The following is a 13,184-nucleotide window of genomic DNA, read 5'->3' as shown; positions in this document are numbered from 1 at the left end:
TTATTCTCATCCAGATAAAATGAATTGTAAATCATTTTGTGAATTTTAGTTCACTTTTTTAAAAAATAGATGTATTGTAAAACTACAAGCACAACAACAATGCTTATTGGACAACAAATATAACCTCAGGATGAACAGCATGAACGCACACGTTCCATTACAACTTAATCTTCAAACCTTAAGTTTCGGTTTAGATGAAACTCTGCTCGCACTACGTGATTCAGTTGCAGCTTTTTGTGCAAAAGAAATTGCACCGATTGCTCAGCAAGTAGATCGTGACAATGTATTCCCTGCTCACCTGTGGAAGAAAATGGGTGATATGGGCTTACATGGTCTAACAGTCAGTGAAGAATACGGTGGTTCTAACCTCGGTTATTTAGCGCATATTATTGTTATGCAAGAAATCTCACGTGCATCTGCCGCTATAGGATTGTCTTACGGGGCACATTCTAACCTATGTATTAACCAAATTAAGCGAAATGGTAACGAAGAACAAAAACAACGTTATTTACCAAAACTCATTTCGGGTGATTATGTTGGTGCTTTAGCCATGTCAGAACCGAATGCAGGCTCCGATGTAGTCAGCATGAAGCTGAAAGCAGAAGAACAAGGTGATCATTACATTTTAAATGGTTCAAAAATGTGGATTACCAATGGTGGTGATGCCGATGTTTTGGTGGTGTATGCCAAAACTGATTTACAAGCGGGTGCGAAAGGCATGACGGCATTCCTGATTGAAAAAGATATGCCAGGTTTTAGCCACGGTAACCATTTAGACAAGTTAGGTATGCGCGGCTCAAATACTTACCCGCTATTTTTCGACAATGTGAAAGTACCGAAAGAAAATGTACTCGGCGGTGTCGGTAATGGCGTGAAGGTATTGATGAGCGGTCTAGACTATGAACGTGCGGTATTAAGTGCCGGTCCGCTGGGCATTATGGATGCTTGTATGGATACCGTAATTCCGTATATCCACGATCGTAAACAGTTTGGGCAAGCATTGGGTGAGTTCCAGCTCATGCAAGGCAAAATTGCCGATATGTACTCAACTTGGTTAGCTTGTAAAGCACTGGTGTATGCCGTAGGTGCTGAATGTGACAAAGCTGAGCATAGCCGTAGCTTACGCAAAGATGCTGCCAGTGCCATTCTTTATGCGGCTGAAAAAGCCACTTGGATGGCCGGTGAAACCATTCAAGCCTTAGGTGGAAATGGTTATATCAATGAATTTTCTGCAGGACGTTTATGGCGTGATGCGAAACTTTATGAAATTGGTGCAGGAACTTCAGAAATCCGCCGGATGTTAATCGGTCGTGAATTATTTAACGAAACTGCTTAATCCCTCTGGCCCAATTTATACAAGGAAGTTTCTATGAATCAATTACAAACCAAAATGCATAGCGGTCAGGATGAGTTTAATCTGGTGCAAATGCCAAAACAGACCAATCAGAACATGACTTTTGCAAGCCAAGGCTCAGACTTGAATCAGCTTAAAACGAAGATTAACAGCCGAAGTGATGAGTTCAAGAACAATCAGGCCACGATGCTGAATTTGGTTCAAGATTTACAACAAGTCAGCCAGAAAATTGCGCTGGGTGGTGGTGAAAGCGCGCGTCAAAAACATATTGCCCGTGGCAAACTTTTAGCACGTGACCGTATTGACCAACTTATTGATGCTGGTACAGCTTTCTTGGAAATTGGCCAATTGGCTGCGCACAAAGTCTATGCGGATGATGTCCCTGCGGCAGGTGTAGTCGCTGGGATTGGCCAAGTGAATGGTGTTACTTGCATGATCGTGGCGAATGATGCAACCGTAAAAGGTGGTACTTATTATCCACTCACAGTGAAAAAGCACTTACGCGCGCAAGAAATAGCGGAGCAAAATCACTTGCCTTGCATTTACTTGGTCGACTCAGGCGGTGCCTATTTACCCATGCAAGACGAAGTATTCCCAGACCGTGATCACTTCGGGCGTATTTTCTATAATCAGGCTCGTATGTCGAGCTTGGGTATTGCCCAAATTGCGGTGGTGATGGGCAGCTGTACCGCAGGCGGGGCTTATGTGCCTGCCATGTCGGATGAAACCATTATTGTGCGTAACCAAGGTACGATTTTCTTGGGTGGTCCCCCATTAGTAAAAGCAGCCACAGGTGAAGTGGTCAGCAGTGAAGACCTTGGTGGTGGTGATGTGCATACTCGCCTGTCTGGAGTCGCTGACCATTTGGCAGAAAACGATGAGCATGCCATTCAAATTGCACGCAACATCGTGGCGAACTTGAATATCAAAGCTCAAAAAACTGCGGATGAAATTGAAGCGCCACTTTTCCCAGCCGAAGAATTGTATGGCATTGTACCAAGTGATACGCGTAAGCCGTTTGATGTGCGTGAAATTATTGCCCGTATTGTCGATGGCTCACGTTTAGATGAATTTAAAGCTCGCTTTGGTACCACTTTAATTACTGGCTTTGCCAAAATTTATGGCATGCCGGTTGGGATTATTGCCAATAACGGCATTCTGTTTTCCGAATCTGCACAAAAAGGCGCACACTTTATTGAGCTTTGTGTGCAACGCAATATTCCTTTACTGTTCCTACAAAATATCACTGGCTTTATGGTCGGACGTCAGTACGAAAATGAAGGAATTGCCAAACATGGTGCCAAACTGGTGATGGCAGTTGCCACAGCCAACGTACCTAAACTGACCTTAATCATTGGCGGTTCATTTGGAGCAGGCAACTACGGCATGTGCGGTCGTGCCTATTCCCCACGCTTCTTGTGGACTTGGCCAAATTCACGTATTTCCGTGATGGGCGGCGAACAAGCAGCCAGTGTCCTTTCAACCATCAAACGTGATCAAATTGAACAGAAAGGTGAATCTTGGTCTGCCGATGCAGAAGATCAGTTTAAACAACCAATTCGCGATCAATACGAACGCCAAGGTCATCCATACTATGCCTCTGCACGTTTATGGGATGACGGTGTGATTGACCCTGCTCAATCACGTCAAGTGTTGGGTTTAAGTTTAGCCGCGGCATTGAATGCTCCAATTCAACCGACCAAGTATGGCGTGTTCCGCATGTAAGAGGTGAAAAATGGACTATCAATTTTTACAACTGGAACAACAGCAGCAAGTGGCAACGGTGTGGATTAACCGTGCCGAACTGCACAATGCCTTCAATACGACAGTGATTGAAGAGTTGCATGACTGCTTTCAACAACTGAATGGGCGTGATGATATTCGCGTGGTGATTTTAGCGGGTCGTGGCAAAAGCTTTTCTGCGGGTGCAGACTTAAACTGGATGAAACAAGCTGGACAAGCCTCACAAGCAGACAACGAAGCGGATGCTTTAAAACTGGCGAAAATGCTGCAAAGCCTTGCAACGTTGAAACAACCAACCATTGCCCGTGTGCAAGGTATTGCCTTCGGTGGTGGCATGGGTCTCGCTTCTGCTTGTGATATTTGTGTGGCCAGTACGGATGCGAAGTTTGCGACTTCAGAAGTTCGCTTAGGTTTAGCCCCATCCACCATTAGTCCCTATGTCATTCGTGCCATTGGTGCGCGTCAGGCTTCGCGTTACTTCCTTACCGCTGAACGTATCAGTGCCGAGCAAGCGCTCCAGATTGGTTTAGCGCATGAAGTTACCCCATCTGAATTGCTGGATGCCAAAGTCGATGAAATTGTACAAGCGCTGTTGTTGGGTGGACCTGAAGCACAGGCTGCATCCAAACAACTGATTCAGATGGTCAATCAACAAAGTGTGGATGAAAGTTTACTGCTGAAAACCGCGCAACATATTGCCCATGTGCGTCAAAGCGAAGAAGCAAAAAATGGACTGAATGCTTTTTTAAACAAACATAGCCCCGCTTGGATTAAGGCAACGGCATAACAACAATAAGGACACAACAATGTTTGAAAAAATTCTAATTGCAAACCGCGGTGAAATTGCCTGCCGTGTTATCCGTACCGCGAAAAAATTGGGTATTGCCACAGTTGCCGTCTATTCAGATGCCGATGCACAATCTCAGCATGTTAAACAGGCCGATGAAGCCATTTATATTGGTGAATCCCCTGCTGCACAAAGCTATTTACAAATTGAGCGCATTATTCAGGCGGCACTTGCAACAGGTGCTCAGGCAATTCATCCAGGGTATGGTTTTTTATCGGAAAATGACCAATTTGCCGAAGCCTGTGAAAAAAACAATATTACCTTTATTGGTCCACCTGTTGCCGCAATTTTAGCGATGGGCTTAAAAGCCACCTCTAAAGCATTAATGGAAAAAGCAGGTGTACCACTCACTCCAGGTTATCATGGTACCAATCAAGATGCGGCTTTCCTGAAACAACAGGCTGATCAGATTGGCTACCCAGTCTTAATTAAAGCCAGCGCTGGTGGTGGTGGTAAAGGCATGCGTCTGGTAGAGCGTGAGTCTGATTTCCTGAGTGCCCTAGCTTCTTGTAAAAGTGAAGCAAAGTCGAGCTTTGCCAATGATGACGTTTTGATTGAACGCTATGTCGTGCAACCGCGTCATATTGAAGTTCAAGTCTTTGGGGATAAGCATGGTAACTACGTTCACTTGTTTGAACGTGATTGTTCGGTGCAACGTCGCCACCAAAAAGTGTTGGAAGAAGCACCAGCACCCCTCATGCCACAACATAAACTCGAGGCCATGCGCCAAGCCGCGATTGATGCTGCACGCGCAGTAAACTATGTTGGTGCAGGCACAGTGGAATTTATTGTTGAACAGGATGGCACCGCGTATTTCATGGAAATGAATACACGTCTACAAGTTGAACATCCTGTAACGGAAATGATTACCGGACAAGATTTGGTTGAATGGCAATTGCGCGTGGCTTATGGCGAGCCTTTACCGAAGCAACAACATGAGTTGGAGATTTGCGGTCATGCCATAGAAGCACGTGTCTATGCAGAAGAACCTGAAAAAGGCTTCCTCCCTGCAATTGGTCAGATCAGTTATTTACATTATCCTGAACAAAATCAGCATGTTCGTGTGGATAGCGGTATTGTAGAAGGTGATGAAATTACCACCTTCTATGACCCGATGATTGCCAAGTTAATCGTATGGGGGGAAAACCGTGAAGCTGCATTGGTGCAAATGCACCGCGCTTTGGGGCAATTCCATGTAGAAGGCTTGGGCAATAACATTGCATTCCTAGATCGAATCATTCGTTGTGACTCATTTAAACATGCCAAGTTAGATACCAATCTGATTCAACGCGAAGATGCCTTCTTAATGAATGCTGAACCCGCTTCAGCAGAAACTATTGTATCTGCGGCATTGATCGAGCTATTAAAACGCTTTCACCAACAGCAAAAATCACATTCAGTCTGGTCTTCCTCACCACTTTGGCGTGTCAATGTGAAGACCCAATACAGTGTGAAATTACAGCTCAATCAAGAAACTATTGAGGTTCGCTTTTCTGCAATTGATAACGGTTTTATTGCTCACTATCAAGGTCAGGAATATACAATTCAAGGGCAATTGCTTGATGCACATTTAGCCCAACTCAATTTAAATGGTCAACAAGTCAAATTGGCATTTAGTGCAGATGCAGACCACTTGACGGTATTTAAGGAAGGTCAAACCTACAAATTTGCCTATGTCCGTGCCAATTATGGCAATAGTGATACCCAGCACAACGAAGGTAACTTAAAAGCACCTATGCCGGGTGTAATTACCCAAGTTTTGGTCGAAGCCAATGCCCAAGTGAAAAAGGATGACATTCTGCTCACTTTAGAAGCCATGAAAATTGAATATACAATTCGAGCACCGCGTGATGGCGTGATTACTTCTGCCTACTTCCAAGCGGGTGACCAAGTCAAAGCGGGTGATGAGCTGGTGGAATTTCAAGCACTAGCGGAGGAAGTCGCATGACGGAATTTGTGAAAATCGTAGAAGTCGGTCCGCGGGATGGTCTTCAAAATGAGAAAACACCACTTTCACTGCAAGACCGTAAACAACTGATTATGGACTTGATGCAAACAGGACTCAAAGCCATTGAAGTAGGTTCGTGTGTTTCGCCAAAGTGGGTGCCGCAAATGGCGTATAGTGATGAACTGTATGCCCAATTGCCGAAAGATGCAGATATTCAGTTCAGTTTGCTCACCCCAAACATGAAAGGTTTTGAATCAGCTTTGGCGGTGGGATGTAAAGAGGTTGCGGTATTTACCGCAGCTTCTGAAAGCTTCACACAAAAGAATATTAACTGTTCCATTGATGAAAGCTTTGAAAAATTTGCCGACATTCTAACGGCTGCCAAGGAACATGATATTAAGGTACGAGGTTATGTATCTTGTATAGTCGACTGCCCCTATGAAGGTGCGATTGATCCGAAGCAAGTCAGTCAAGTTGTGACCCGTTTGTTTGATATGGGCTGTTATGAAGTATCTTTGGGAGAAACCATTGGCACAGCAACGCCGAATCGAGTCAAAAAGGTTTGGGAAGCCTGTTTAAGCGAATTGGATGCCCAATTTATGGCAGGTCATTTCCACAATACCTACGGTATGGCCATCGCCAATATTTACCAGTCGCTAGAACAAGGCATTCGTGTTTTTGATTCTTCAATTGCTGGTCTGGGTGGTTGTCCTTATGCCAAAGGCGCTTCAGGAAATGTCAGTACTGAGGATTTATTATATTTACTGAATGGTATGGGCTTTGAAACAGGCATTAATATTGAGGCACTCATGCAGGCTAGCCAGAATATTAGCACACGATTAGACCGCCAAAATCCTTCAAATTATGCCAATGCTTATTTACAAACGCGTTGTGCTTAATCAATGGTACACATTAATCAGCCGCTCAATGAGCGGCTGAAGTACTTTTACAAACCACTCTTGTTTAATCTGCAGAGATATCTTCAAAAAGTACAGAAGATAAATAGCGTTCGCCACTATCTGGTAAAATCACCACAATGTTTTTCCCTGCATTTTCAGGACGTGCTGCCAACTGTGCAGCTGCGGCCATGGCTGCACCACAAGAAATACCGACTAAAATACCTTCTTGAGTCGCAGTTTTACGCGCCCAATCGATTGCATCTTGGCTAGCAATTGAAATGACTTCGTCCACCAAGTCCAAATCTAGGTTCTTTGGAATAAAGTTTGCCCCAATCCCTTGAATCTTGTGCGGTGCAGGTGTGATTGCTTCGCCACGTTTGGTTTGACTAATAATTGGAGATTCGGCTGGTTCTACCGCGACTGAATAAATCGGCTGATTTTTCACTTTTTCAAAGAATCGTGAAATCCCTGAAATTGTACCACCCGTTCCTACGCCAGCGACCAAGATGTCAACCTGACCATTGGTCGCTGCCCAAATTTCAGGCCCTGTCGTATCTTCATGAATTTGTGGATTGGCTGGATTTTCAAATTGTTGTGGCAAATAGTAAAGCTCAGGCTGCTCCGTTGCTAAACGAACGGCTTCATCAACTGCACCTTTCATGCCTTTGGCAGCTTCGGTAAGCACCAAGTTTGCGCCTAATGCTTTAAGCACTTTACGACGTTCAATACTCATGCTGGCTGGCATGGTTAAAGTAATATCATAACCTTTTGCTGCTGCTACAAAAGCCAAGGCAATCCCCGTATTGCCACTGGTTGGCTCTACAATATGCATACCCGCCTTTAACACACCACGCTTTTCAGCATCGGCAATCAGTGCAGCACCAATACGACATTTCACTGAAAATGCAGGATTACGGCTTTCAACTTTTGCAAAGACATTTGCACCACCAGAAATGACACGGTTAATACGTACCAAGGGTGTATTACCGATTGCTTCGGCATTATTACTATAAACCGCGATACCTAAATTATTCGGTGTTGGAAAGGCTGAATCAGTACTCATGTTATATCCCTAAGTTTATTCACTATTTATAACTGAATCATGATACAACCAATTTTACTGAAATACAGAAAGTGCTCGGAATTTTCTGTTGATTTCTGTTTAAAAACACGCGACTGAAATCGCTTGTTCTGGCATTTCCTTATGCCATCTCAAGTTTAGGCCTGTAATACCGTTTGGTTCCATTGTTCTAGTACAGAAACAGCAGCAGTAAAATCCAACTGCTCTGCCTGCGCTTTCGGAATTTCTTTAAACAGTGCTTGAATACTTTCAAAAATCGGGACAGTTGACTCCTGCTGTTGCGCTAAGTCCAAACCGATCCCAATATCTTTTTGCAGTAAATTCAAAGCAAACGTTTTAGGGAAAGTTCGGTTCAGTACCTTTTGCGCCATGATGGAATCCGACACCGTACTTTTCCCACTAGAATGATTAATACAATTTAATGCAGCCGTAACATCAACATCCTGCTGTTTCAGAATGGTCAGCCCCTCTGCCAAGGCCCACAAATGTGTTGCCATTAATACATTGTTCACGGCTTTTACGGCAAAGCCTGAACCACTACATCCGACATATTCGACCAAGCCTGAAAATGCTGAAATGATAGGTAAAGCCTGCTGATAGGCTTGCTCGTCTCCACCGATCATCACGGTTAAAGTACCGCGCTCTGCGCCAATGGTTTGCCCCGATACTGGCGCATCTAGATAAGCGACCTGATGTTTCTGTAGCTGCTGCGAGAGCTTACGCGCTGAATCTGGCACGCCACTGGTACAGTCAATCCAGATACTGCCAGCTTTAGGTGGATAGGCCGCAATTAACTGTTCCACATCGGTACTGGTTGGCAGGCAAGAAAAGATGAAATCGGCTTGCACCGCTTGTTCTAAACTTACCGCTTGTGTCGCAAATTGCTGTGCATGCTGTTCAGCTTTTTCAGCGGTGCGGTTCCAGACATAGACTGGTAAACCGAGCTTTGGCAAATGGGAAGCCATATGCCAACCCATTGCCCCCAACCCAATAAATGAAATACTTTGGCTCAATTGATCTCTCCATTCAGGTTCATTAAGAACCTTGCACAACGCTGTTGTTCGCTTCACTTTCCACGCTTTGAACTTTTGCTACCGTCTCTTCACCACGGTTTAAGAAGAGGTTGAGTAAAATCGCTGCCAAGGTCGCGGTGCCAATCCCACCCAAGTCAAATGAACCAATGTGCAAGCTGAAGTTGCCCGCGCCCATAATTAAACTCACAGCGGCAATAATCAGTGTGCTGTTTTGCGTGAAATCAACTTTGTTATCGACCCAGATTTTGGCACCAGCCACGGTAATTAATCCAAATACCACTATGGATGCACCCCCTAACAATGCCACTGGAATAGTACTGATCACCGCCCCGAATTTGGGTGACAAGCCCAGTAAAATCGCGAAGATCCCTGCGACCACAAAAATGGTGGTGGAATAGACTTTGGTCACCGCCATCACCCCAATATTTTCGGCATACGTCGTCATACCCGTACCACCCACCGAAGCAGATAATGAGGTACAGACCCCATCAGCAAAGAAGGCACGCCCCATATAAGGTGATAGGTTTTTGCCTGTCATAGCAGAAACAGCTTTGAAGTGTCCCAAGTTTTCTGCGACTAAAATAATCGCGACAGGCGCAATCAGTAACATGGCATTGCTGTCAAATACGGGAGCATGGAACGTTGGGAGTCCAAACCAAGCAGCATTGCCAATGATGGAGAAATCAATCGGTTTACCCCAGCCCATCACATTGGCAAGCAAAAAATACACGAAATAAGAAGAACATAGCCCCAGTAACAACAATAGACGACGCACCATACCGCGGGTAAAGACGGCAACCGCACTAATACATAAAATAGTCACCAGTGCCATCCAAGTATCAAAGGTATTACCAGACACACTCTTAATGGTAATCGGTGCAAGGTTTAAACCAATGATCATCACAATCGCACCCGTGACAATCGGAGGCATCAGTTTCTCAATCCAACCTGTACCTGTTTTCATCACCACCAAGCCTATCAGGGCATAAATCATACCGCAGGCAATGGTTCCCCCTAGTGCGAGAGCTATATTCGGATTTGCGCCAACACCTGCATACCCCGTTGCCGCAGCGACGGCACCAATAAATGCGAAGCTCGATCCGAGATAGCTGGGCATTCTACCTCCAGTCATCAGGAAGAATAGGATCGTTCCAATACCTGTGATGAAAATCGTCAGGTTGGGGTCAAATCCCATCAGCAAGGGTGCCAATACCGTTGCGCCAAACATGGCAAAGGCATGCTGTAAACCTAAAACGATACTGCGCCCAACTGGCAGGTATTCGTCAATTTGCACAGGGGTTGTATCTAAATCGCCTTGGTAAGGCTTAAATTTCGGAAACCACGATTGTTTTTCTTGCATGGGTTTCCCCTCCTTCATTCGGGTTGGTTCTTTAGCACATACGGTGGGGTTCACAATAAGCACGATTAAAATACATCAGTGCATTCAAGCCCTGATTCTGCTGAATGGCTTTGACCTGACAGAATAAGACATCATGACTCCCGACGCTCATGCTTTGTACAATTTCGCAGTCAAAACTAATCAGGGCATCTTGCAAAACGGGTGCTTGAGTGGTGAGCGTGTCCCATTGACCCGCAGCAAAACGTTCATGCATTGGCGTTTTTCCGCCAAACACATTGGAAAGCGTCATTTGATGTGACGCCAAGGTATTCACACATAACACCTTATTGGCCTTAAATGTTTCGAACACTGAAGCCGAACGGTTTAAGCAGACCAACAAGGTCGGTGGCGTATCCGTTACGCTGCATACGGCTGATGCAGTAAAGCCTGCTGTGCCTGCGGCACCCGATGTGGTGATCACATTGACTGCTGCACCTAAATTTGCCATGCCTTCTCGGAACGTTTTTTGGTCTACGTCGCTATGCTTATTTTTTTGCGTGCCATGAATTTGTTCTAAGCAGTCTTCTTTAATCAAACTTTTGAGTAATTCGCTATTCATCTTATTTCTCCTATTAAGCTAGATATCGCTACAAACTAAGCAGTAGCGACATGAGCAATACTGGCAATTTCAACTAAAGCATCGGGTTTAACCATACCGACCTGAATGCAATAGCGTGCTGGTTTATCTCCGGGAAAATATTCTGCATAGACCTGATTAATGGCTGCATAATCTGCCCAGTCTTTGACAAAAATATGGTTGAAGGTCACATCATCCATAGTGCCGCCCGCTTCTTTGAGTACCGATTGAATCGTTTCTAAAATATGTCGTGTCTGTGCGGCGGCATCTCCGACATGCACCACATTGTTGTTTTCATCAAAGGCCAATGTCCCAGAGACATACACAATATTGTCTGCCTGAGTTGCAGGAACATACGGCGCTAAAGGTTTAGAGGTTCCTGCTGGAATAATCACGTGTTTAGGCATGCTTTAAACTCCTTGGCTTAGGCAGATTTTGCGAGTTGATCGGTATTGGGTACAAAGGTATCGATAAAACTTTGTGTATCCGAGACCCAGCCAAAAAAGGTTTTAATGTTGTAAAGACTCGCTTCTTGCATTTCTGCAGGTCCTGCTTGATAACAGGCATCTTTTAACGCTACCCCAAAGTACTCGAGGAAAAAGCCATCGCGTAAGGTTGATTCCACACAGACATTGGTCGCAATGCCCACGAAAACTAAATTACGGATACCGTGGGCACGTAACATGCTGTCCAAAGCAGTATTGAAGAAACCGCTGTAGCGTGGTTTTTCAATCACAATGTCTTGCGCTAAGGGCTGTAACTCATCAATCAGTTCAAAGTCCCAGCCTCCTTTTGCCAATAATTTGCCCTGTAGTTCGGGTTGCTGACGCATGGTTTTTAGCGCATTAGACTTATGGAAATTCGGTGAACCTCGCCCCCCTGCTTCTACATAGTGCTTGTCCCAGCCATTTTTAAAGTAAATCACTTGGATGTTCGCAGCATGTGCCGCTTCAACTGCCTTTTTGATGTTTTGCACCACAGGTTGAGTCGTTGAAACATCAAAACCAGCCAAGTCTAAGTAGCCTCCCTTTGAGGTATAGGCATTTTGCATATCAATCACGATTAATGCGGTTTGTTCAGGTGCAAACTGAATGTTTTCTGGTTCCGCCTTTAAGGTTTTGCCTAATCCTGTTGCTTCAGTAAAATCACTAATCACGGTATGTGTGTTGACTTGATTCATGCTGATTTCTCCAAAACAGTTACAGCTGCTTGTTCAGACATTTCCGTGACAACGTGTTGACGACATTGCATCAGCGGTTGAATTTTTTGACCAAAATCTTCTACGCCCTGAACAAAATCATCAAAGGTCAATAAAATACCTTCCGTACCTTTAATTTCTCCAATTTCATCCAGCATCGCCGCCACTTTTTCAAATGAACCGACCAACGTTCCCATGTTGATATTGACAGGTGACACGCTCGATGCCATTTGTCGGATATTGGTATCTGTGCCTGAAGTGGTGTCTTTACCGCCTTGGTTCATCAGCCAGTTGATCGCTTCCATATCTGCACCATCGTTATAGCTTTGCCATTTTGCAAAGGCTGCTTCGTCAGTTTCAGCTGCAATCACCATGAACAGCACATAGGTTTGAACGTCACGCCCAGTTTTATCGGTATGTGTTTTTAAACGATCATTAATCTCGGCATATGCCGTTGGCGTATTCAGTCCTTTTCCAAAAACGAAGTTGTAATCAGCATATTCCGCAGAAAATGCCAGCCCAGTATCCGATTGACCTGCACAGATAATTTTCATGTCGGCTTGTGGTGTTGGACTGACACGGCAGTCCTGCATTTGAAAATGCTCGCCCTTGAAATCTGACTTGCCTGTTGCCCAGAGTTCCCGAAGAATTTGCACATATTCCGATAAGTACTCATAGCGTTTGCCGAAGTATTCATCTCCCGGCCACATGCCCATTTGGGTATATTCAGGGGCTTGCCAGCCTGTGACCACATTCAAGCCAAAACGACCATTAGAAATAGAATCAATCGTTGCTGCCATGCGTGCCACAATTGCAGGTGGCATAACCAATGTTGCTGCTGTTGCATAAATTTTGATTTTACTGGTGACAGCAGCTAAGCCTGCCATGAGTGTGAAAGTTTCTAGGTTATGATCCCAAAATTCGGTTTTGCCACCAAAGCCACGCAGCTTGATCATGGACAAGGCAAAATCAAAACCATAATGCTCGGCACGTTGTACAATTTTCTTGTTGAGTTCGAAGCTTGGCATGTACTGCGGAGCATTCTCAGAGAGTAACCAACCATTATTTCCGATCGGGCAAAAAACACCTATTTTCATTCGCTAC

Annotated in this window: 12 protein-coding genes; 5 read left to right on the top strand and 7 right to left on the bottom strand. The window is 44.8% G+C overall.

Going from position 1 to position 13,184, the window contains the following annotated elements; all coding sequences use genetic code 11:
• Positions 1-139 precede the first annotated feature (139 nt).
• The 5 genes from ACX17N_RS08145 (at position 140) to ACX17N_RS08125 (ending at position 6,791) form a co-directional block, all read left to right on the top strand.
• Positions 140-1,336 carry an isovaleryl-CoA dehydrogenase gene (locus tag ACX17N_RS08145; RefSeq protein ID WP_458892057.1) on the top strand — a complete coding sequence of 399 codons (1,197 nt, stop codon included), beginning with the start codon at positions 140-142 and terminating at the stop codon, positions 1,334-1,336.
• A 141-nt stretch (positions 1,337-1,477) separates the two neighbouring features.
• Complete coding sequence (locus tag ACX17N_RS08140) at positions 1,478-3,079, top strand: carboxyl transferase domain-containing protein (protein ID WP_458892237.1); 1,602 nt, start codon at positions 1,478-1,480, stop codon at positions 3,077-3,079.
• A gap of 10 nt (positions 3,080-3,089) precedes the next feature.
• Positions 3,090-3,884, top strand: a complete 795-nt coding sequence (locus tag ACX17N_RS08135) for an enoyl-CoA hydratase/isomerase family protein (RefSeq protein WP_458892055.1) — start codon at positions 3,090-3,092, stop codon at positions 3,882-3,884.
• A gap of 19 nt (positions 3,885-3,903) precedes the next feature.
• Positions 3,904-5,892, top strand: coding sequence for an acetyl/propionyl/methylcrotonyl-CoA carboxylase subunit alpha (locus ACX17N_RS08130; protein WP_458892054.1), 1,989 nt, complete (start codon positions 3,904-3,906; stop codon positions 5,890-5,892).
• Complete coding sequence (locus tag ACX17N_RS08125; protein WP_458892053.1) at positions 5,889-6,791, top strand: hydroxymethylglutaryl-CoA lyase; 903 nt, start codon at positions 5,889-5,891, stop codon at positions 6,789-6,791. The genes ACX17N_RS08130 and ACX17N_RS08125 overlap by 4 nt, the downstream gene beginning before the upstream one ends.
• 64 nt (positions 6,792-6,855) lie before the next feature.
• On the opposite strand, the gene cysK is transcribed toward ACX17N_RS08125, so the two are convergent.
• The 7 genes from cysK to rutA form a co-directional block, all read right to left on the bottom strand.
• Positions 6,856-7,854, bottom strand: coding sequence for a cysteine synthase A (gene cysK, locus ACX17N_RS08120; RefSeq protein WP_458892051.1), 999 nt, complete (start codon positions 7,852-7,854; stop codon positions 6,856-6,858).
• Between the two features lie 155 nt (positions 7,855-8,009).
• On the bottom strand, positions 8,010-8,849 hold the full coding sequence (locus tag ACX17N_RS08115; protein ID WP_458892236.1) for an NAD(P)-dependent oxidoreductase: 840 nt from the start codon (positions 8,847-8,849) through the stop codon (positions 8,010-8,012).
• A gap of 58 nt (positions 8,850-8,907) precedes the next feature.
• Positions 8,908-10,266: a pyrimidine utilization transport protein G gene (rutG, locus tag ACX17N_RS08110; RefSeq protein WP_458892049.1), complete on the bottom strand. Its 1,359-nt coding sequence runs from the start codon at positions 10,264-10,266 to the stop codon at positions 8,908-8,910.
• A gap of 31 nt (positions 10,267-10,297) precedes the next feature.
• Positions 10,298-10,864 (bottom strand): NADH-dependent FMN reductase RutF, encoded by a 567-nt coding sequence (gene rutF, locus ACX17N_RS08105; protein ID WP_458892047.1) that lies wholly within the window; start codon positions 10,862-10,864, stop codon positions 10,298-10,300.
• Between the two features lie 35 nt (positions 10,865-10,899).
• A complete protein-coding gene (rutC, locus tag ACX17N_RS08100; RefSeq protein ID WP_458892046.1) occupies positions 10,900-11,289 on the bottom strand; it encodes a pyrimidine utilization protein C in 390 nt (129 codons plus the stop codon).
• Positions 11,290-11,306: 17 nt separating this feature from the next.
• Entirely contained in the window at positions 11,307-12,062 is a 756-nt protein-coding gene (gene rutB / locus ACX17N_RS08095) for a pyrimidine utilization protein B (protein WP_458892045.1), read from the bottom strand.
• Positions 12,059-13,177 (bottom strand): pyrimidine utilization protein A, encoded by a 1,119-nt coding sequence (rutA, locus tag ACX17N_RS08090; protein WP_458892043.1) that lies wholly within the window; start codon positions 13,175-13,177, stop codon positions 12,059-12,061. The genes rutB and rutA overlap by 4 nt, the downstream gene beginning before the upstream one ends.
• Between the last annotated feature and the right edge of the window lie 7 nt (positions 13,178-13,184).

The organism is Acinetobacter sp. GXMZU3951 (assembly GCF_054457875.1).
This window is presented reverse-complemented; position numbering and strand designations above follow the sequence as displayed.

Coding starts and splice junctions, on each gene's coding strand:
- ACX17N_RS08145 (WP_458892057.1), top strand. CDS start 140: ATGAACGCACACGTTCCATTACAACTTAATCTTCAAACCTTAAGTTTC.
- ACX17N_RS08135 (WP_458892055.1), top strand. CDS start 3,090: ATGGACTATCAATTTTTACAACTGGAACAACAGCAGCAAGTGGCAACG.
- ACX17N_RS08130 (WP_458892054.1), top strand. CDS start 3,904: ATGTTTGAAAAAATTCTAATTGCAAACCGCGGTGAAATTGCCTGCCGT.
- ACX17N_RS08125 (WP_458892053.1), top strand. CDS start 5,889: ATGACGGAATTTGTGAAAATCGTAGAAGTCGGTCCGCGGGATGGTCTT.
- cysK (WP_458892051.1), bottom strand. CDS start 7,854: ATGAGTACTGATTCAGCCTTTCCAACACCGAATAATTTAGGTATCGCG.
- ACX17N_RS08115 (WP_458892236.1), bottom strand. CDS start 8,849: ATGGGTTGGCATATGGCTTCCCATTTGCCAAAGCTCGGTTTACCAGTC.
- rutG (WP_458892049.1), bottom strand. CDS start 10,266: ATGCAAGAAAAACAATCGTGGTTTCCGAAATTTAAGCCTTACCAAGGC.
- rutF (WP_458892047.1), bottom strand. CDS start 10,864: ATGAATAGCGAATTACTCAAAAGTTTGATTAAAGAAGACTGCTTAGAA.
- rutC (WP_458892046.1), bottom strand. CDS start 11,289: ATGCCTAAACACGTGATTATTCCAGCAGGAACCTCTAAACCTTTAGCG.
- rutB (WP_458892045.1), bottom strand. CDS start 12,062: ATGAATCAAGTCAACACACATACCGTGATTAGTGATTTTACTGAAGCA.
- rutA (WP_458892043.1), bottom strand. CDS start 13,177: ATGAAAATAGGTGTTTTTTGCCCGATCGGAAATAATGGTTGGTTACTC.